This window comes from Desulfobacterium sp. N47 (assembly GCF_051233685.1).
Taxonomy (GTDB): Bacteria; Desulfobacterota; Desulfobacteria; order Desulfobacterales; family RPRI01; genus RPRI01.
Genome location: NZ_JBAMMY010000053.1, coordinates 13235 through 34549, shown reverse-complemented (window position 1 = coordinate 34549; position 21315 = coordinate 13235). Strand labels below are relative to the sequence as shown.

At 40.2% G+C, this 21315-nt stretch carries 18 protein-coding genes; 11 read left to right on the top strand and 7 right to left on the bottom strand.

Annotated elements, in window-relative coordinates; translation table 11 throughout:
- Positions 1-12 precede the first annotated feature (12 nt).
- Positions 13-3273: a type I restriction endonuclease subunit R gene (locus tag VXK47_RS03245; protein WP_435547337.1), complete on the top strand. Its 3261-nt coding sequence runs from the start codon at positions 13-15 to the stop codon at positions 3271-3273.
- 496 nt (positions 3274-3769) lie between these two features.
- Here the strand turns inward: VXK47_RS03245 and VXK47_RS03240 are convergent, their stop codons facing one another.
- The 7 genes from VXK47_RS03240 to proC form a co-directional block, all read right to left on the bottom strand.
- The gene (locus tag VXK47_RS03240) at positions 3770-5317 is read right to left on the bottom strand and encodes a 2-isopropylmalate synthase (RefSeq protein WP_435547336.1); all 1548 of its coding nucleotides are present in this window, start codon (positions 5315-5317) and stop codon (positions 3770-3772) included.
- Positions 5318-5368: 51 nt separating this feature from the next.
- Positions 5369-6955: a citramalate synthase gene (gene cimA, locus VXK47_RS03235; protein WP_435547335.1), complete on the bottom strand. Its 1587-nt coding sequence runs from the start codon at positions 6953-6955 to the stop codon at positions 5369-5371.
- Between the two features lie 126 nt (positions 6956-7081).
- Entirely contained in the window at positions 7082-8131 is a 1050-nt protein-coding gene (gene ilvC / locus VXK47_RS03230) for a ketol-acid reductoisomerase (protein WP_435547334.1), read from the bottom strand.
- Between the two features lie 41 nt (positions 8132-8172).
- Complete coding sequence (gene ilvN / locus VXK47_RS03225; protein ID WP_435547333.1) at positions 8173-8652, bottom strand: acetolactate synthase small subunit; 480 nt, start codon at positions 8650-8652, stop codon at positions 8173-8175.
- 51 nt (positions 8653-8703) lie between these two features.
- On the bottom strand, positions 8704-10410 hold the full coding sequence (gene ilvB, locus VXK47_RS03220; protein WP_435547332.1) for a biosynthetic-type acetolactate synthase large subunit: 1707 nt from the start codon (positions 10408-10410) through the stop codon (positions 8704-8706).
- 24 nt (positions 10411-10434) lie between these two features.
- Positions 10435-12105 carry a dihydroxy-acid dehydratase gene (gene ilvD, locus VXK47_RS03215; RefSeq protein WP_435547331.1) on the bottom strand — a complete coding sequence of 557 codons (1671 nt, stop codon included), beginning with the start codon at positions 12103-12105 and terminating at the stop codon, positions 10435-10437.
- 393 nt (positions 12106-12498) lie between these two features.
- Positions 12499-13350 (bottom strand): pyrroline-5-carboxylate reductase, encoded by an 852-nt coding sequence (gene proC, locus VXK47_RS03210; RefSeq protein WP_435547330.1) that lies wholly within the window; start codon positions 13348-13350, stop codon positions 12499-12501.
- Positions 13351-13701: 351 nt separating this feature from the next.
- Here proC and VXK47_RS03205 point away from each other — a divergent pair, with 351 nt between their 5' ends.
- The 10 genes from VXK47_RS03205 to VXK47_RS03160 all read left to right on the top strand — a co-directional run bounded on the left by VXK47_RS03205 (position 13702) and on the right by VXK47_RS03160 (position 21308).
- Complete coding sequence (locus VXK47_RS03205) at positions 13702-13998, top strand: YggT family protein (RefSeq protein WP_435547329.1); 297 nt, start codon at positions 13702-13704, stop codon at positions 13996-13998.
- 28 nt (positions 13999-14026) lie between these two features.
- Positions 14027-14530, top strand: coding sequence for a DivIVA domain-containing protein (locus tag VXK47_RS03200; RefSeq protein ID WP_435547328.1), 504 nt, complete (start codon positions 14027-14029; stop codon positions 14528-14530).
- Between the two features lie 117 nt (positions 14531-14647).
- Entirely contained in the window at positions 14648-15730 is a 1083-nt protein-coding gene (locus tag VXK47_RS03195; RefSeq protein WP_435547327.1) for a type IV pilus twitching motility protein PilT, read from the top strand.
- A 68-nt stretch (positions 15731-15798) separates the two neighbouring features.
- Positions 15799-16974: a type IV pilus twitching motility protein PilT gene (locus VXK47_RS03190; RefSeq protein WP_435547326.1), complete on the top strand. Its 1176-nt coding sequence runs from the start codon at positions 15799-15801 to the stop codon at positions 16972-16974.
- 48 nt (positions 16975-17022) lie between these two features.
- Complete coding sequence (locus VXK47_RS03185) at positions 17023-17715, top strand: zinc-ribbon domain-containing protein (RefSeq protein ID WP_435547325.1); 693 nt, start codon at positions 17023-17025, stop codon at positions 17713-17715.
- A 71-nt stretch (positions 17716-17786) separates the two neighbouring features.
- Positions 17787-17951: a hypothetical protein gene (locus VXK47_RS03180; protein WP_435547324.1), complete on the top strand. Its 165-nt coding sequence runs from the start codon at positions 17787-17789 to the stop codon at positions 17949-17951.
- A 318-nt stretch (positions 17952-18269) separates the two neighbouring features.
- The gene (locus VXK47_RS03175; RefSeq protein ID WP_435547323.1) at positions 18270-18668 is read left to right on the top strand and encodes a response regulator; all 399 of its coding nucleotides are present in this window, start codon (positions 18270-18272) and stop codon (positions 18666-18668) included.
- A gap of 12 nt (positions 18669-18680) precedes the next feature.
- Positions 18681-20375: a sensor histidine kinase gene (locus VXK47_RS03170; RefSeq protein WP_435547322.1), complete on the top strand. Its 1695-nt coding sequence runs from the start codon at positions 18681-18683 to the stop codon at positions 20373-20375.
- 77 nt (positions 20376-20452) lie between these two features.
- On the top strand, positions 20453-20896 hold the full coding sequence (locus tag VXK47_RS03165) for a response regulator (RefSeq protein ID WP_435547321.1): 444 nt from the start codon (positions 20453-20455) through the stop codon (positions 20894-20896).
- Complete coding sequence (locus VXK47_RS03160) at positions 20889-21308, top strand: response regulator (RefSeq protein WP_435547320.1); 420 nt, start codon at positions 20889-20891, stop codon at positions 21306-21308. Before VXK47_RS03165 ends, VXK47_RS03160 begins: the two co-directional genes overlap by 8 nt.
- Positions 21309-21315 lie beyond the last annotated feature (7 nt).

The following is a 21315-nucleotide window of genomic DNA, read 5'->3' as shown; positions in this document are numbered from 1 at the left end:
GTATTTATAACTTTGAATAAAATCACCGAATCGGAAATCGAAAAATTTACCATCGAAATGCTGGAAAAATCCGGTTACCAATATATCTACGCTCCGTCCATTGCTCCTGACAGCGAAACCCCGGAACGTGAATCCTTTGAGGAAGTACTACTATTGGATCGGCTTCGGGCAGCAGTCGGCAGAATCAACCCATCAGTACCAGCGGATATCAGAGAAGATGCTATAAAGCAGATACAACGGATTCATTCTATCGATCTTATTGCAAATAATGAAGCTTTCCATCGCCTGCTCACAGAAGGCATCAAGGTAAATATTCACAAGGGAGGCCACAGCCGGGGTGATCTGGTCTGGCTTATTGATTTCAAGAATCCGGATAACAACGATTTCCTGGTTGCAAACCAGTTCACTGTAATTGAGCGTAAGGGCGTATTGCAATACGCCCCAACAAACAAACGTCCGGATATAATTCTTTTTGTAAACGGTTTGCCTCTGGTAGTCATCGAACTGAAAAACCCGGCTGATGAAAACGCAACGGTCAAATCGGCCTTCAGGCAGTTCCAGACTTATAAGCAGGCAATCCCCAGCCTGTTTACGTATAACGGCATTATGGTTATTTCCGATGGGCTGGAAGCTAAAGCAGGTTGTGTTTCCGCGGGGTTCACCCGCTTTATGTCCTGGAAAACAGCAGACGGCAAGGTTGAAGCCTCACCTTTAATAGGCCAGTTGGAAACTCTCATCAAAGGAATGCTTGATAAGAAAACTTTGCTTGATCTTATCCGCCATTTTATTGTTTTTGAAAAAATCAAAAAAGAAGATAAAGAAACCGGGATTATCACTATTCAAACTGTGAAAAAACTTGCATCCTATCACCAATACTATGCCGTAAACAGGGCTGTGGAATCAACACTTCGGGCATCCGGTTACCGCAGAACCGAAAAAGAGAGATCGGACAGGTTTGAGATAAAGGAATCGCCTGCAAGCTATGGACTTGCGGGTGTAGACTCTCAACCTATGAAAGACAGAAAGGGCGGGGTGGTCTGGCACACACAGGGAAGCGGCAAATCACTGTCTATGGTATTTTATACCGGTAAAATTGTTCTTGTCATGGATAATCCCACAGTCGTGGTTATTACCGATAGAAACGATCTGGACAACCAACTGTTTGATACCTTTGCCGCATCAAAGCAACTTTTAAGGCAGGAGCCTGTGCAGGCGGAAAACAGGGGGCACTTGAAAGAGCTTCTCAAGGTAGCATCGGGCGGAGTAGTTTTTACTACTATTCAAAAATTTCAGCCTGAGGAAGGCAATGTTTACGAAACACTTTCTGAGCGGGAAAATATCATTGTCATTGCTGATGAAGCCCATAGGACACAGTACGGCTTTAAAGCCAAAACGATAGATGACAAGGACAAGAACGGAAATGTGATCGGTAAAAAGGTTGTGTACGGGTTTGCCAAGTATTTGAGGGATGCCTTGCCCAAAGCAACCTATCTTGGTTTTACCGGAACGCCTATTGAAAGCGATGATGTGAACACCCCGGCAGTCTTTGGAAATTATGTTGATATTTATGATATTGTCCAGGCAGTAGAAGACGGTGCAACGGTTAAAATATATTATGAAAGCAGACTGGCTAAAATAAACCTGAGTGAGGAAGGCAAAAAGCTTGTTGCTGAAATGGATGACGAGCTTGATCAGGGCGAAGTTACCGAAACGCAAAAGGCGAAGGCAAAATGGACGCAACTGGAAGCGCTTGTAGGAAGTGAAAACCGGATAAAACAGATTGCACAGGATATTATCGATCATTTTGAGCAGCGGCAGGAAATATTTCCTGAAGGAAAAGCAATGGTCGTTGCCATGTCCCGCCGTATTGCAGCCGATTTATATAAGCAAATAATCGGCATTAGACCAAGGTGGCATAGTGAAGATCTGAAAAAAGGCGCTATAAAAGTTGTCATGACATCAGCATCCTCCGACGGCCCCGAAATAGCCAAACATCATATGACAAAAGAACAGCGCAGAGTGTTGGCAGACCGGATGAAAGACCCTGAAGATAACCTCAGGCTGGTTATTGTGCGTGATATGTGGCTTACCGGCTTTGATGTACCTTCCATGCATACACTTTACATAGACAAACCCATGAAAGGCCATAACCTGATGCAGGCCATCGCCAGGGTAAACCGTGTCTATAAGGACAAACCCGGCGGGTTGGTGGTGGATTATCTTGGGATTGCTTCGGACCTGAAAAAAGCGTTGTCGTTTTATTCGGACAGCGGCGGCAAGGGCGACCCGGCGATCACTCAGGAAAAAGCGGTACAGATGATGCTTGAGAAACTGGAGATCGTTTCGCAGATGTTTTATGGGTTTGCTTATGAGAATTATTTCGAGTCGGATACGAGGACAAAGCTTTCGTTGATTCTGTCGGCGGAAGAACACATACTTGGCCTGGAAAACGGGAAGAAAAGATATATCAATGAAGTAACTTCCTTATCGCAGGCATTTGCCATAGCTATTCCGCATGAACAGGCAATGGATGTAAAAGAAGAGGTTGCATTTTTTCAGGCAGTCAAAGCGCGCCTGGCCAAATTCGATATTACCGGTACAGGCAGGACGGATGAGGATATTGAGACAGCAATAAGGCAGGTTATTGACAAAGCATTGGTGAGTGAGCGGGTAATTGATGTCTTTGATGCAGCCGGGATCAAAAAGCCGGATATTTCCATTCTTTCGGAAGAATTTCTTCTGGAAGTCAAGAACATGGAACATAAGAACATTGCCCTTGAAGTTTTGAAGAAGTTACTTAATGACGAGATAAAAGCAAGAATTAAAAAGAACCTGATTCAGGGTAAATCCTTAATGGAAATGCTGGAAGATTCCATCAAGAGGTATTACAACAAGATTATCACCGCCGCAGAAGTCATTGAAGAACTTATCGCCTTAGGCAAAGACATCCGGCAGAAAGATAAAGAACCTCAGGAGATGGGGCTTTCTGATTTCGAATATGCTTTCTATACTGCCATAGCTAATAACGAAAGCGCCCGCGAAGTAATGGGAAAAGATAAATTAAGGGAACTTGCCGTAGTGCTTTTTGAAAGAGTGAGGCAAAATACTTCGATTGACTGGACTATCAAGGAAAGCGTAAAGGCAAAACTGAAGGTCATAGTAAAGAGAACCTTACGACAGTATGGCTATCCGCCGGACATGCAGAAACTGGCAACCGAAACGGTTTTAAAGCAGGCTGAAATGATTGCGGAAGAAATTATGCAAGGTAAATAATTTCCTGCAACACTAAAAATTCTGCAAATTAATAGCTTGTGGCATAACTGCCACATCTCCGGGTTCCAGCCGTTTCTCTTTTTGTGATATTTTTTGTTTATCACAGTTTCACCCAAACCTTTGATAAGAAGAATGTATGAAGGAGTTACTTTGATCTTGGAGTACGGGTCCTGTTGTGAATTTTTTATTATTATTATAATGAATTGATATTTTTCGTTTATACGGTAGATTAATGGCAGTCGATTAACACTAAGCCAAATTCATTTATCCAGTTTTTAATATTTGACTACTTGGAGGATTCAGATGGGTATTCTTGAAGGAAAAATTGCTATTGTGACAGAAGCAAGCTCAGGAGTGGGCAGAGGCTGAACTGTTCGGCGGGAAACGGTCTACTGTGGGCAAGCAGCTATTTATCGGGGTGCCCACAATAAGACCTTTAAATCTTGATCCTTGAAATCTTTTCAATTTCATCATTTCATCAGAAAATGATTTCTTATTACTCTTCTATAGCTGATTCGGAAATCTTTAGCGGATGGGCTTTTAAATATTCAAGCCTGTTTAAACCATTTATATAGGCCTTGGTGCTTGCAGTAATGATATCGGGATCAGCTCCTCTGCCCATGGCTTCCAGCCCATTTTCTTTAAGCCTGACTGTAACTTCGCCCTGAGAATCGGTTCCGCCGGAAAGTGAGCTTACTGAAAACCGCATCAATTCGGAAGTAGTGCCGGTTAAGCGGGAAATAGTATTGAAAGCGGCATCTATTGGCCCGTTACCATAGCCTGCTCCCTGAACCGACCTTTCGTTAATAATAAGCTTCACACTGGCCATAGGCAAAACAGTAGTTCCGGCTATAACATTTAAATATTCAAGCGAGAAGACATCTTTTGTCTGCAACAGACCTTCAGCAACTAAAACCTCAAGATCTTCATCCAGCACATGCTTTTTCCTGTCGGCAAGCTCTTTAAATTTTATAAACAACTTATCCAGTTCTTCTGCTGAAAGAACATAACCCATGTCATTAAGGTGAGCCCTAAGGGCATGGCGCCCCGAATGCTTGCCTAAAACCATTTTATTGGTATTTAATCCTATTGTTTCCGGTTTCATGATTTCATATGTCATGGGGTTTTTTAATACCCCGTCCTGATGAATACCGGACTCATGAGCAAATGCATTCGCTCCTACAATAGCTTTGTTGGGTTGAACCTGAATACCTGTAATCATACTTACCAGACGGCTGGTAGGATAAAAATATTCCGTCTTTATACCGGTGGTCATCGGGAAATAATTGGGCCTGGTATTAATGGCCATGACGACTTCTTCCATCGAAGCATTTCCTGCTCTTTCTCCGATGCCGTTTATTGTAACTTCAGCTTGTCTTGCTCCTGCAACAATTGCCGCAAGTGTGTTTGCCGTTGCAAGACCCAGATCATTATGGCAATGGACGCTAAAAATAGCCTTATGAATATTTGGAGTATGGACCCTGACATATTTGATCAGTTCGGCAAATTCCTCAGGAACGGCATATCCTACAGTATCCGGCAGATTAATAGTACTGGCACCTGCTTCTATCGCCGCTTCAAATACTTTACATAAATAATCGCGGTCGCTTCGTGATCCGTCTTCTGCTGAAAATTCTATATTATCAGTAAATTTTTTTGCATGTTTTACAGCTTCAACCGATCTTTGTATTACTTCTTCTCTTGTCATATTCAGCTTATATTTCAAATGCAGATCCGAAGTGGCAATAACAGTATGGATTCTTGGATATGCAGCATCTTTTATTGCTTCCCATGCCCGGTCGATATCCGGTATGTTGGCTCTGGCCAAAGCTGCAATCTGGGCATTTCTTATTTTTCCGGATATTGCCGAAACCGCTTCAAAGTCTCCTTCCGAGGTTGCAGGAAAGCCGACTTCGAGTATATCTACACCAAGCTTTTCAAGTTGTGTTGCAACTCTTAATTTCTCAGCAGTATTCATGCTGGCGCCGGGTGATTGTTCTCCGTCTCTTAATGTAGTATCAAAAATATATATGCGTTCACTCATATCTTCTCCTTTGCAAATAGCAGCAAATTCTCCTTTATTCTATAAAATATTTTATACAAGTTTTGTTAATTTATACTGAAAGCTGTCCGCAAGCGCATGCCAGCTTGCTTCTATAATGTCTTCCGAAACTCCTATGGTACTCCAGATATCATCTTTGTCCCGCGATTCGATTAAAACCCTGACTTTTGCGGCAGTACCGTCGCGGCCATCCATAACTCTTACCTTAAAATCAACAAGCCGCATTGAATCAAGATCGGGATAAAATTTGGCAAGGGCTTTGCGCAACGCATTATCAAGGGCGCTCACCGGCCCGTGTCCTTCGGCGGCAGTTATCTCGGTTTTGTCATTAACTGATATTTTGATTGTAGCATGAGCAGTGCACGGCCTGTCTTTATCTTTTTCGACCGTTACCCTGAAAGATTCCAGATCAAAAAGCGGCTTGAACTGATCGGTATATTTTTCTATCAATATCCGAAAAGATCCGTCTGCTGTATCAAACTGGTACCCTTCCTGTTCAAGACGCTTTATCTCGGATACTATTTTGCGGCTGTCAAACCCTTTATTTCCAAGTTCGATATCAAGCTCTTTTGCTTTATACTCCACATTACTTTTGCCGGACAGATCCGAGATAAGTACGCGGCGGGTATTTCCCACAAGCTCAGGATTCATATGTTCATATGCTCTGGGCTCTTTCATAATGGCGCTGACATGCACGCCGCCTTTATGGGCAAAAGCGCTTTTTCCTACAAAAGGCCTGCTTTTTAACGGAATCATATTTGCGGTTTCACATACGAAACGGGACAATTTCGTCAATTTGGAAAGATTCTCATAGGGAAAACACTGCCGGTTCATTTTATGGCAAAGTATGGGAATAACCGAAGTCATATCGGTATTTCCGCATCTTTCACCGTACCCGTTTACAGTTCCCTGGATCATTATCGCGCCGGCTTTAACAGCTGTTATTGAATTTGCTACTGCAAGGCCGCAATCATTATGCGCATGAATCCCTATTCTGACCGCCTCTTTTTCACCATAATATTTTTCAAGTACTCTTTGGGCATCCTTTGTGATTGTTTCAATCTCAAAAGGAAGCGAACCACCGTTTGTATCGCAAAGCACAATAATATCGGCACCGCTTTTTGCAGCAGTTACAAGTGTTTTGAGCGCATATTCGCTGTTATCCTTATATCCGTCAAAAAAATGTTCGGCATCATAAATCGCCTCACGGTTATTATGTTTCAAATACTCTATAGTATCTTTTATCATTTCAAGATTTTCTTCTAAAGTATTTTTCATAATCTGAACGATATGAAGCTCCCAACTTTTACCAAACACAGTAATAACCGGGGTGTCGCTTTCAATCAGGGCCTTTATACTGGGATCATCATCAGGAGAAATACCGGATCTTCGTGTAGCGCCAAATGCTGAAAGACGACTGTTTTTAAATTTGGTTCGTTTTGCTAAATCGAAAAATTGCTTGTCTCTTGGGTTGGAACCTGGCCATCCGCCTTCTATATAGTGTATCCCTATGTCATCTAACCTTTTTGCGATATCAAGTTTTTCATCGGCTGTAAAACTGACATTTTCTCCCTGGGTTCCATCCCTTAAGGTAGTGTCATATAATAGGATCGGTTCCATAATATTCTCCCGGAATAGTTGAACTTGTAAAACAATATTTTTCGCCGTAAAAACGAACAGCGAAAATCAATATTCGCTGTTCGATATTCGCTATTCGAAATTATATTACAAGTCCGCCTAAAATACTTATTTTCTGTTTTCAGGCCGAAGCGAACGGACGGCTGCTCCTGCTTTCCACATTTCGGAATTTTTTATTACATCAAGCTCTTTTCTTAATTTTACAAGGTAATCAGGAGCGCTGTTTACCTCAAGAACTCTTTTTGTTTCTTTGCCTGTTTTAACTCTATCGTACAGATCATCAAAAACCGGCGCAACTGCATCGCGAAATTTCGGAGACCAGTCCAGAGCGCCTCTTTGTGCGGTAGTACTACAATTTGCGAACATCCAGTCCATACCGTTTTCAGCTACAAGCCGGATAAGGCTTTGTGTCAGTTCTTCAACCGTTTCGTTAAATGCTTCGCTGGGGGAATGACCGTGTTTTCTTAGCAGGTTATACTGGGCTTCCATAACACCTGCGAGACAACCCATAAGAACACCTCTTTCACCTGTTAAGTCGCTGAATACTTCTTTTTCGAATGTTGTTGGAAACAGATAGCCTGATCCTATGGCGATTCCAAGAGCAAGAGTTCTTTCAGTCGCCCGGCCGGTATAATCCTGAAAAACAGCATAGCTGGAATTGATTCCGCTGCCATCCAAAAAGTTTCTTCTTACATTTGTTCCCGATCCCTTTGGAGCAACAAGTATAACATCAATATTTTCCGGAGGAATAATACCTGTCTGCTCTTTATATACAATGGAGAACCCATGTGAAAAATAAAGGGCGTTACCTTCTGAAAGGCATTTTTTTACTATAGGCCATGTAGCAACCTGACCGGCATCGGAAAGAAGTTCTTTTATAATTGTTCCTCTTGTTGCTGCTTCTTCAATTGAAAACAGCGTCTTGCCCGGAACAAAGCCATCGGCAATTGCCTTTTCCCAATAGGCGTCGCCTTCCATCTGACCGATGATTGTGGGAAACCCGTTGTCTCTTAAATTAAGAGCCTGCGCAGGCCCCTGAACGCCATAGCCAAGAATAGCTATGGTTTCATCTTTGAGCACTTCTCTTGCTTTATCAATAGTAAACTCTTCAGATGTAATAACTTCTTCCACTACTCCGCCAAAATCAATTTTTGCCATGATTTTCTCCTTGTTAGATATATATATTTATAGTCACAAATTTATCTGAACAGGGCTAATGTCCCTGTTTTTGCCAGTTTTTTAATTCCCATTGGTCTCAAAAGATTTACTATAGCATTAAGTTTTTCATCATTGCCGGTAACTTCTATAATAAAATGTTCAGGACCCACATCTATTACTTTTCCTCTGAATATATCAACGATTCGTAAAACTTCAGACCGCTGGCCGTTTTTTGCCATAACGTATATAAGAGCCATTTCTCTCTGAACCGATCTGGGTCCAGAAACTGTGCGAAGCTTTATCACGTTAATTAGTTTGTTAAGCTGTTTTTCGATTTGTTCCATTTCCGCAAGAGAGGATTTTGTAACAATGGTTATTCTGGAAATAAGAGGATCCATTGTTTCTGCAACGCATAAGCTGTCAATGTTAAATCCTCTTCCGCTGAACAAACCAACCACTCTGGAAAGAACCCCCGGCTTATTATCCACAAGCATTGTCAGTACATGTTTTTCTTCTGTCATAATTTTATTTTCCTTTTCGGTTCCTGATCTAAAATTTATAGTTTGCAAAAATCAAACTAAAAGCATTTCAGTGATAGGTGCTTCAGCAGGAACCATGGGATATACGTTTTCTTCTTTTTCAACCAGAAATTCCATTATAACCGTTTTATCCGAATTAAGGCCTTCGGTAAGAACAGGTATTACTTCTTCAGGCTTTGTTGCTCTTAAACCGAGTGCGCCATAGGCTTCTGCCAGCTTTACAAAATCGGGAGAGCATTCCATTGTAGTACAGGAGTAACGTTTACAGTAAAAAAGTTCCTGCCATTGCCTTACCATTCCAAGATACCCGTTATTCAGAATGACAATTTTTACAGGAAGGCGATACTGAACAGCGGTTGCCATTTCCTGTATATTCATCTGGATACTTCCGTCTCCGGCAATATCCACAACCAATTGATCAGGACAGGCAACCTGAGCGCCTATAGCTGCCGGAAGGCCGAATCCCATACAACCAAGACCTCCTGATGTAATAAAATGTCCCGGCTTGTCAAAATGATAATACTGAGCAGTCCACATCTGATTCTGGCCCACTTCAGTTGTTATTATCGCATCTCCTTTCGTAAGTTTAAAAAGAGTGTCTATAACATATTGCGGTTTTATTATATCTTTCTGCTCGTAGCAAAGAGGACTTTTTTCCTTCCATATTTTTATCCTGTTTAGCCAGCTTTCTCTTTTTTGAAAAAGATCGCCCAGATTTGCTTCATCAAACATCCGGTTAAGATGCTCTAGGGAAATACGGCAATCCCCGACAACAGGAACCGATACCGGAATATTTTTTCTTATGGAAGTAGGATCTATATCTATGTGTATAATTTTTGCATTTTTGGCAAATGAATCGGTTTTACCTGTAACACGGTCGTCAAAACGGACTCCTATCGCAATAAGAAGATCACAATCTCCAACCGACATATTAGCCCTGTAAGTTCCATGCATGCCTATCATTCCAAGCCAGAGCGGATCTGATGCCGGAAAAGAGCCGAGTCCCATCAATGATGTGGTAACCGGAATAACCGCTTTTCTTGCAAACTCAGTCAGTTCATTAGATCCTTTCGATAAAATCACCCCGCCTCCTGCAAAAATAACGGGTCTTTCAGCTTCACCGATCAGACTTATAATTTTTTGAAGCTGCCATAAATTAGGGTTATAAGTCGGTTTATATGATTTAAGATTTACTTCTGCCGGCAATTTAAATGCTGTGGTTGATTTTATAACATCTTTGGGCAGATCAACAAGCACCGGACCCGGGCGTCCCGATCTTGCCAGATAGAAAGCCTCTTTAAGAACTTCTGCAAGATCTTCTACTTTTGTTACAAGATAATTATGCTTGGTACATGACCTTGTGATACCCACTATATCAACTTCCTGAAAAGCGTCATTGCCGATAAGACGAGTCGGAACCTGGCCGGTAAGTATCACTACAGGTATGGAATCCATGTATGCCGAAGCTATGCCGGTTACAGTATTGGTAGCACCCGGGCCTGAGGTTACAAGACATACTCCAACCCGGCCGCTTGCCCTCGAATATCCGTCTGCAGCGTGTACTGCTCCCTGTTCGTGACGAACAAGGATATGACGTATGTCGGTTCTTTCAAGCTCATCGTAAATATCTATAACAGCGCCCCCCGGATACCCGAATATGGTATCCACTTCTTCACTCTTTAAAATTTCCATAAGAATCTGAGCGCCGGTCAGCATTTTATCTTCTTTATTTGTTTTCATAGTTCCTCTTAGCGTGTCGTGATATTATTTCGTAACTGCTCCCTGACTTGCAGAAGACACCATTTTTGAATATCTTGCCATATAGCCGTGAGAAATCTTAGGCTCCGGTTTTGACCATGCGGATAATCTTTTTCTGATTTCTTCATCGGAAACTTTAAGAGTTATTGTTTTGCCCGGAATATCGATAGCGATTATATCATTGTTCTCAACAATAGCTATAGGACCTCCCTGCATGGCTTCCGGAGAAATATGTCCGATTGCGGCGCCCCTTGTTCCCCCTGAAAAACGACCGTCCGTCAAAAGCGCAACATGGGCGTCCAGTTTCATTCCGGCTATAGCCGAGGTAGGAGTGAGCATTTCACGCATGCCGGGTCCTCCCATAGGCCCCTCATAACGCACAACAATAACATCCCCTTTTTGTATTTTTCCGGACATTATAGCGCCGGTTGCTTCTTCTTCCGAATTAAAAACTCTTGCCGGACCTTCATGTTTCAGCATTTCATCAAGCACGGCGGATTGCTTGACAACACAGCCGTCAGGAGCAATATTTCCGTAAAGCACCGCAAGGCCACCTACTTTGTGGTATGGCTCCCCGATTGGTCGAATAACACTGTTGTCAGTTATTTTAGCATTTTCTATATTTTCCTTAACACTTTTTCCGGAAACGGTTATACAATCGCCGCTAATAAGGTTTGCTCCGTAAAGCTCTTTTAACACGGCCTGTATACCACCTGCCCTGTCAAGATCTTCGATATGATGTTTACCGCCCGGACTTAATGAACAAAGGTGAGCTACATTCTTACTTACCTCATTTATCATACTAAGATCAAAATTAAAACTTGCTTCATTTGCAAGTGCCGCAAGATGTAAAACGGTATTGGTTGAACAGCCAAGAGCCATATCAACGGCAAGAGCATTTCTGAAAGCTTTTTCGGTTAATATCTGTCTTGGTGTAATATTTTTTTCCAGAAGTCTCATAATTTGCACACCGGCCTCTTTTGCCAACCTTATTCTGGCCGACATTACGGCAGGAATAGTACCATTACCCGGCAAACCCAGCCCGATTGCTTCCGTTAAACAGTTCATGGAATTTGCAGTAAACATTCCGGCACATGACCCGCATGTAGGACAAGCTGCATCTTCAATCAAGCCAAGCTCCTCCTCAGTCATTCTCCCGGAAAGCACAGCTCCTACGGCTTCAAAAACGCTGATTAAATCAATCTTGTCGGAAGCCGAGGCGTTGGGATTCCGCCCGGCCAGCATCGGACCCCCACTTATCACTATTGAAGGAATATCAAGACGTGCAGCAGCCATCAGCATTCCGGGGATAATCTTATCACAGTTTGGCACAAGCACAAGGGCATCAAATGCATGCGCCGTAGCCATAACTTCGATAGAATCAGCTATAAGCTCTCTGCTTGCAAGGGAATATTTCATTCCCACATGGTTCATTGCAATGCCGTCGCAAACCCCGATTACACCAAATTCAACAGGAGTTCCCCCACCCATATAAACTCCAGCCTTTACAGCTTCTACAATCTTATCAAGATGAATATGGCCCGGTATGATGCTGTTTGCGGAATTGGCGATACCGATAAGAGGTCTGTTAATTTCCATATCGGTATAACCCATTGCTTTAAAGAGGCTCCTGTGAGGTGCCCTTTCTATGCCTTTTTTTACAAGATCACTTTTCATGCTAATTCCCTCCAAAAAAAAACCGTTATCAGCTTTTTATGGTTGATAACGGTTTTTGTATTTTCTTTTTATGTGGTGAAAAGCTAAGCCATTACCAACCCATTTCCTCCGAGGGGAATAATTATCCCGACTAGGACTAGTAGTACAGCTACATTGCGAATAAGGTTGTTAACGGATAATATCTTCATAATTACAGTATATTTCGCTCCCCGATTTTCTTCCGTTATTAACAGCTATGAATTTTTGTGTCAAGAAATATTTTGTGTAATTATGTCGGATAATAAGAGAATTAAAATCTATGCTTTAAGCATCATTGTGCAGGCTTTGGATCATTTGCCGCCTAAAACGTTTCCGCCTTCGGATAATAACACACATAACAAAATTAATTTACTCTCAGCGGCTGAGTTCAGCGGATCTTCTTGCTGCAGCGGCTATGGCTTCCGTTATTATTTCTTTTACCTTCTTTTTTTCCAGTATCTTAAATGCCTCTTCCGTGGTACCTCCCGGAGAAGTTACGCGTTTTCGCAACAATTCCGGAGATTCATCCATTTCCTCCAAAAGAGCCACAGACCCTTTTAAAGTTGTAATGGTAAGTATTGTAGCATCATAAGGATCAAGACCTAAGTTTATGCCTCCCTGAATCATCGATTCAACAAGATAAAAAACATAAGCCGGACCGGAACCGGATAGAGCAGTGACAGCATCAAGAGCATCCTCTTTAAATTCAATTACTTTTCCCATTGCTTCAAGAATTGTTCTTACAATATTGATGTCATCCGGATTGGCATATCTGTTTGGAACCATTCCGGACATACCGGCTAAAACCAGTGCTGGAGTATTTGGCATAACTCTTATGATCGGAAGATTTATGATGTTTTCTTTGTTTAAAGGAGTATACAATATGCTTTCGAGTTTTTCCAAAGTGATCCCGGCGGCTATAGAAATAATAAGTTTCCTGCCCTGTAAGCTATAATCTTCCCGATTTACAATCTGGGTTAATACAGCGGGTACCTGCTGGGGTTTTACAGCAAGTATTACTATATCACTCATTGAAAATACCTTAAAATTATCATTTGTAACTGAAATGCCATAGTTCTTTTTCAGTGAATCCAGTCTTTCCTCGTTTACATCGCTTGCAACAACCTTTGAAGCAGCGATAATTCCAGACTTAGTTATAGCTCCTATAAAAGCTTCAGCCATATTTCCGGCTCCGATAAAACCAGCTTTCCTGTTAAGCTTAGCCATGTAACCTCCCAATCCTTCATTGAAAAAAATATAATTGTTCTGTTGAATAAATATTTGCAAAAATTGCATATGTCAATGATTTTTAACAAAATCTCTTGACTATTCTTTGAAAATATAATTAGTTATCAAAAGATCTTACTTAGTGAAAAGTAAATAATCAGTCAATAACATATGGTTAAAACAAAAAAATAGATGACTTGCAAAAAATCCGTCTTTGCTTATCAGGCGGTTATTATACAAGACCTTTGAAAAAACTTAATTTTTTCAAATTCAAAAAGATAGAAATACAAGTATCATATGTTATTTAACATTTCAAAGTCATCTTAATATCATTTTATTATGAGGTCATTGATGTTCATTCTTGGAAATTTTCTTGCTGCTTCTGCTGTGGTAATCGGATATGTATTAAGGCTCTATATGTGGGTAATAATTGTACGCGCTATTTTATCATGGGTAAACCCCGATCCCTATAATCCCATAGTCAGGTTTATTCACAACATAACCGAGCCTGTTCTATATCCCATTCGTTCAAGAATTCCAAATATGGGTGGGTTAGATCTTGCTCCTATTATTGTTATTCTCGCAATAGTTTTTTTGGAAAACTTTCTTGTCACAACCCTTCAAAAACTTGCTTTCATGCTTTCATGATATTTAATTATATAAGTAGGAGTACAAAATGAAATTGACGCCTCTTGATATTTTTCAACGAAAATTCAAGATAAGTTTCAGAGGATTCGATGTCGAAGAAGTAGATGGATTCCTTGAAGATATTGCAGATGCTTACCAATTATTAATAAATGAAAACGACCAGTTGAAAAATGAAACCGAAAGGCTCAGACAAGATATCAGAGAGCATATAAATCGCGAAGAAACTTTTAAGATGGCTCTTATAAATTCCCAGAATGTTATTGAACAGATAAAAGACAATGCCCGGAAATCAGCTGAGGTAATTGTTGCTGATGCTGAAGTAAAAGCCGAAATGATTTTAAGCAGTGCAAACAACAGACTGGTTCAGTTGCAAAATGATATTTCAGAGCTTAAGAGACAGCGAATTCAGATGGAAGCTCAGATTGGATCAATAATAGAAACTTACTCCAGGCTTCTTGAAATGAGCAGAGAAGAACAAAATGATATTAATCCGGAAGAATCGGTAATTGAGCCTTTCAATCAATCCGTTTAGATGGTTATGTTAATTAGCTGTTTTAAATGATATATTCAATATTGGCATACCCCTGTGAATTCATTATAAGCTCATAATTTTGACGGTAATAATTAAAATACTACAACGGGAGTTTCTATGGCAAAAATTGATGCTTTTTTTAAATTGATGAATGAGCAGGGCGCTTCCGACCTTCATCTTGTTTCAGGGCAACCCCCTGCGCTCAGGATAAGAGGGGATATAGAAAGAGTTAAATATAAAGAACTGGACTCGGATTCATTAAGAAGCATGCTGTATGAGATAGCGCCTGAAGAGAAAGTTAAAAAATTCGAGGAAACGGGAGATATTGATTTCGGTTACGAGATTCCTGGCCTGGCTCGTTATCGTGCGAATTTTTTTATGCAGAAATATGGCATCGGAGCAGTTTTTCGGGAAATTCCGAGCAATATATTGACGGCGGATCAGCTTGGGCTTCCTTCCGTAATATCAAAGCTTGCCCTGCTTCCAAGAGGCCTTGTTCTTGTTACCGGACCTACAGGCAGCGGCAAATCCACAACACTTGCTGCAATTGTTGATGTTGCGAACAAGCAAAGAAAAGATCATATTATTACTGTTGAAGACCCCATTGAATTTGTTCATAAAAGCCAGGGATGCATTGTAAACCACAGGGAAGTGGGGTTGCATACCAAAACATTCAGCGCAGCTCTTCGCGGAGCTTTACGCGAAGATCCGGATATTATACTTGTAGGCGAAATGCGTGACCTTGAAACCATATCTCTTGCCATCGAAGCTGCATCTACAGGACACCTGGTTTTTGCCACTCTTCACACTTCAAGCGCAGCAAAAACGGTTGACCGTATAATAGAAGTCTTTCCATCAAGCGAACAGGCTCAGATCCGTTCAACTTTATCCGATGGTATAAGAGCAATTGTCGCTCAGGTTCTCTTTAAAAGAATAGATATTAAATCGCGCTGCCCGGCTCTTGAAATTATGATTGGAACTCCGGCTGTCCGTAATCTTATAAGAGAATCAAAAACGCATCAGCTTGCCTCTATGATACAAACAGGAAAAAAATACGGAATGCAGCTACTAGATGACGCTATAATGGAATTATACAATAAAGGCTGGATCAGCTCAGAAGATGCATACGCAAAAGCTAATGAAAAATCTAAATTCAGACCTCTGTTAAAGAATCCGCCGACAGATTTCACTGACGCATAAAAAGCATTTTTTTCGTAAACAATGTCATATTTATTAACCTGACTTTATCAGAAATACTGGATCAAGCTATGAGAAAACAAGAAATAGACCACATTCTGACAAAAATGATTGATGCCCGCAAAGATGTATCCGACTTAAACTTCACAGTTGGAAAACCCATGCAGGTTGAAAGCTCGGGGGAACTTATTGCCATTGATATAAATCCTAAATTTGAAGAATTAACGCCTTTCCAGACTGAAATTATGGCATTAAATCTTATCAACCAGGATCACAGGCTAACCGAAACTCTTCTCAGAGAAGGTTCCTGCGATTTATCCTACACTTTGCCCGGAAAAGCGCGTTTCAGGGTAAATATCTTTTCAAGATCCGGAAATTATTCAATTGTTCTTCGGCGTCTTGAAACAAAGGTTCCCACAATTGACGGCATGAATCTTCCCGAAGCATTTTATAAAATAGCAGAGGAAAGAAACGGTATAGTTCTGGTGACCGGAGCAACCGGCACAGGTAAGTCAACCTCTCTTGCCGCAATGCTTGAGAATATAAATGAATCAAAATCAGTTCATATTGTTACACTTGAAGATCCTGTTGAATATCAGCATCCTCACAAAAAATCCACCTTCAACCAGCGCGAACTCGGCATTGACTTTGACACATTCGCAAATGGCCTGAGAGCTGCTTTAAGACAGGCTCCGAAAGTTATACTTGTAGGTGAAATGAGAGACAGGGATACTATCGAAATAGCACTGAGCGCTGCTGAAACCGGGCATCTGGTAGCTTCAACTCTTCACACAATTGATGCCGGTGCAACAATAAACCGTATACTTGGCATGTTTGCCAAAGAAGAGGAAAACCAGATAAGAATACGTCTTGCCGATACAATCCGTTGGATAGTATGCCAGAGGCTGCTTCCTAAAGTCGGTGGCGGCCGTGTGGCATCATTCGAAATTCTCGGTATGAACCTGCGGGTTAAAGATATTATCTTAAATGGAGAAACCGAAGAAAAAACATTTTACGATATTATGCAGGCGGGCAGGCCCTTTGGAATGACTACTTTTGATGACTATATTATAGATCTTTACGGCCAGGGTATCATCACAGAAGAAACAGCAGTTTCCTACGCTTCACGTAAAGGAGTGGTCGGGCGTGGGATCGATTCGATTAAAAGCTCAAGAGGTGAAAAGACAACCGATATCGAAAAACTTGAAATTGACCGCAGTTATGGGAAGAAAGGACCGAAAAGATAACAACTTTTTACAAAAGCATCAAAATCATGGGGGTTGATAAAAAACATCATGGATATAACCTGCGATAAATGCAACGGCAAGTTTAGGATTTCCGATGAAAAAATTCCGGCAGAACTAAAATCTATTGCCTGCCCGAAATGCAAAAACAAGATACCGATAAATACAACAGTTAAAGATGAAGATATTAATTTTGATCAACAGGACGAGCCACCTGCATTAAAATCAGGGAAGGAAAATCTTTCTTTCGATGAAGCCGTAACATCCGACTCATATGATGCGGCGGACAAGCCCTTTGATTTTATAGAAGAAGAGGGCAAAACAGCTCTTATTTGCGAATCAGACCCGGAATTCATAAAAATAATTTTAGAAACACTTAATCTGATGGAATTCACTATGACAGTGGCAAAAAACGGAAGAGATGTAATAAAAAAGATGCGTTATCATGTCTATGACACAATAGTGCTGAACGAAAAATTTGATAATGCCAACCCGGATGCCAATCCCATAATGTTTAATCTCGAACGCCTGCCTATTTCAACCCGACGGAACATATTTGTTGCGCTGTTAAGTGACAGGTTTCGAACCATGGACAATATGACGGCATTTCAAAAAAGTGTTAACATCATAATAAATTCAAACAACATGAAAGATTTCGGCAAAATTTTCAGCCGCGGACTGACCGATCATGAATTTTTTTATAAAGTATTTAGAGATGTGATGAAAAAAATCGGGCGTGTTTAAAATTAATATTTATTAATCGGGTACTTACCATTTATTCTTAAGATTTACACCCTTATTGTTATCCTAAGATAATGACTGAAGAAAAAAATAATATATACACATGCGAACAATACAGGAACGAGATGACTCTTCTTGCACTCAAAATACGCTTGAACAAGTCTGGCCTGTCTGAAAAAGAAAAAGACGATATATTAAAAAATATCCGTGAAATCGAAATCGCTATGTGTATGGATTAAACTTACAGCACCTCTTTTTTTGAATCAAAAAATATCAGGAACATCTCAAGACAGGATGATCCATGGCTTGGGACAAAGCACCCGATGAACCAAAACCGCCGGACGTCTCAACTTAAACAGATAGTATTTCATAAGAACAATATTTTTTGGTTTCTTTACATACTGTAAAAAAAGCAGACACAGGGTTCTTAAAAACATGATTTAGTATACCTTCTATCATCACATTATTTTAATTAGTTATAAAATATTTTCCTCCGGATAAAGATGGCATATGCCTTGCAGAATTTTTTTAAAACAATTTATCCCGGAAAATATACTTTGAAAAAAGAATTCAAGATATTAATTGCCGATAAAAACTCAAATGTCAGGGACTTTTTAAAGCGCGAAATGACAGCTGAAGGTTACATTGTCAAACTTGCGGAAAATGGCAGAGAAGTTTTAAAATGGGCTTATCATGCTGATCCTGTTGATATTTTAATTCTTGACCCGGATCTGCCTGATGCGGAAGAATCATTATTATTAAAAAAGCTTAATCTGAAAACTCCTTATATTCCGGTTATACTTCATACTTTTTTTTCAGATTATATTGCTATATCCAGAATATTTGACCCAACCGTATTTATCGAGAAAGGCGGGAACAGCATAGAGCAGCTAAAAAAAGTAATTGCCGGAATTTTAAATAAAACATCAGGAGCAGATATTAAAAAAGGAAATTAAAAAAAATAATCCATGAACCAGGAAAACAGGCTTAAAGATCCTTATTATAAATCTCTTACGAGAAAAATACTTCTCATAATTATTGCTGTTTCCTTTGTTCCGTTAATTCTGGTCAGCGGAGTTATTTTAAACCGCTTTAGCGTATCATATCACAACAAGCAAAGTGAACATCTTAAAGAGCTGGTTCTTAAGCATAAACAGAACATAGATAGTTTTTTACATGAGAAACTGAACAGCATAAGATTCATGGCAAAATCTTTTTCTTTTGAAAAGATTAACAATGAAGATTTTTTAAGAAGCAGCCTTGCTTCGCTTCAGACTGAATACGGCTCGGTATTTGAGGATCTTGGAGTAGTAAATGACAAGGGTATTCAGATTACATACGCCGGACCGTTCAAACTTGAAAATGCCAATTATTCGGATGCCCAGTGGTTTAAAAATGCAATACAAAGTGATTATTCAATAAGCGATATTTTTCTTGGTTTACGCGGAACACCTCATTTTGTGATTACTGCCAGACAATACAGGGATGGAGTTCCATGGGTATTAAGAGCAACAATAAGCTTTGTAACTTTTAATTCGCTAGTGGAAAATCTTAAAATCGGCAAAACCGGTTTTGCATTTATACTGAACAGTAAAGGAGAATATCAATCTAAACCGAGAGTTGAGGCGGTTTCAGATAAAGTGTATTCAATCTATAATCTTATTGCCAATGGGGAGAATACAAAAGATGGCGTTTACTTCTCTGAACTCCATAACGATTCGGAGAAAAAATATCTTTTTGTTGCAACTCTTATAAAAAACAGCAAGTGGGTGCTTATCTGCCAGCAGGATAAATCCGATGCTTTTTCCGAACTGACCAATGCAAGACAAATAACTCTTCTTATCATTCTTATAGACGGTATTTTTATAATTTTAACTGCAATTCTACTCTCGAAATGGATAGTAGCCAAAATAGCAAAAACAGATGATGAAAAAGCGATTATGAACCAGCAGATTATTGAAACCGGAAAACTCGCCTCACTGGGTGAACTCGCTGCCGGAATAGCTCATGAAATTAATAATCCTGTTGCGATTATGGTTGAAGAGGCAGGCTGGATACATGACTTTATGGAGGAAGAACCTTTAAACAACCAGGAAAATAAAAACGAACTTGAAAGGGCTCTTGCGCAGATAAAGACACAGGGAAAACGATGCAGGGATATAACTAAAAAACTTTTAAGTTTTGCAAGAAAAACAGAAGCAGTCATAGAAGATGTTGATATTAATGAAGTAATTAATGATGTAATAAGTTTTTGCACACAAAGGGCTAAATTTTCCAATGTTGTTATAAAATCAAGCCTTCAGGAAAATCTGCCAATATTACGCTTATCTCATACTGAAATACAGCAGGTCTTTTTGAACCTTATGAACAATGCCCTTGATTCACTTGAAAAAAGGGGCGGCAATATAACTTTAAAAAGCATGCTGGAGGCTAATGAAGTTGTAATCAGCGTGGCAGACGATGGGCCTGGAATCCCGAAAGCAAACCTTGCCAGAATATTCGATCCATTCTTTACAACAAAACCTGTGGGGAAAGGAACCGGATTAGGACTTTCCATTTGCTATGGGATCGTAAAAAAAATGGGGGGAATAATTGACGTACGCAGCGTAGTTGATGCAGGAACAACATTTTATGTACGGCTTCCCTCAAAAAGGAAAGATTAAAAAGCGGCTATAAAGGCAATATATCTTAAGAGGATAAACAGGCTTATAACAAAGCTGTTAAACATGGATTTTATAAAATGGTAAACACAAAAGCGGAAGGCACAGAAATTGTTGGCGCGAAATCAAATATAAAGCATGATCGTATCAGGCTGTTGCTTGTTGATGATGAGAAGGACTTTGTCAATGTAATTGCAAAGAGACTATCAAAGAGAAATTTCGAAGTTACAAAAGCATTCTCCGGCCCTGAAGCGCTCCGTGCCATTCGAAAATCCGATTTCGATATAGCGATTATTGATCTTAAAATGGAAGAAATGGATGGAATTGAAGTCCTGAAAATTTTAGCTAAAATGGTGCCTGAACTTCCGGTGATTGTACTTACGGGCCACGGTTCGGAAGCTGCATCAGATGAAGCCATGCAATACGGTGCAGTGGAATATCTTGCAAAACCATGCGATTTTGAAGAGCTTTTCAATAGAATTAAAGAAATTTGTTTAAAAACAGGAGGTATAACAAATGTATGAATTCAGCGTCCTTCTAGTAGACGATGAAAAAGAGTTTTTGGATACGTTGCTTAAAAGGCTGCAAAAGCGAAAAATAAAAGCAACCGGTGTTGGCAGCGGCGAAGAAGCTCTTAAAATATTAGAGGAATCCCCAACAGATTTGGTTGTCCTTGATGTAAGAATGCAGGGGATGGACGGCATAAAGACATTAAGAGAAATCAAGAAAATAAGACCGCTGGTTGAAGTAATAATGCTTACAGGACATGCAAATGTTGAAGTAGCCGTTGAGGGGATGGAAGTAGGCGCTTTCGATTATCTTATGAAGCCAACTGATGTTGATGAATTGTTATATAAACTTGAAGATGCCTACAAAAGAAAAAAAATCCAGGAACAGAAAATCAAACGTTTAGAAGATGAGAAGCATACGGAATAGAAAGGAA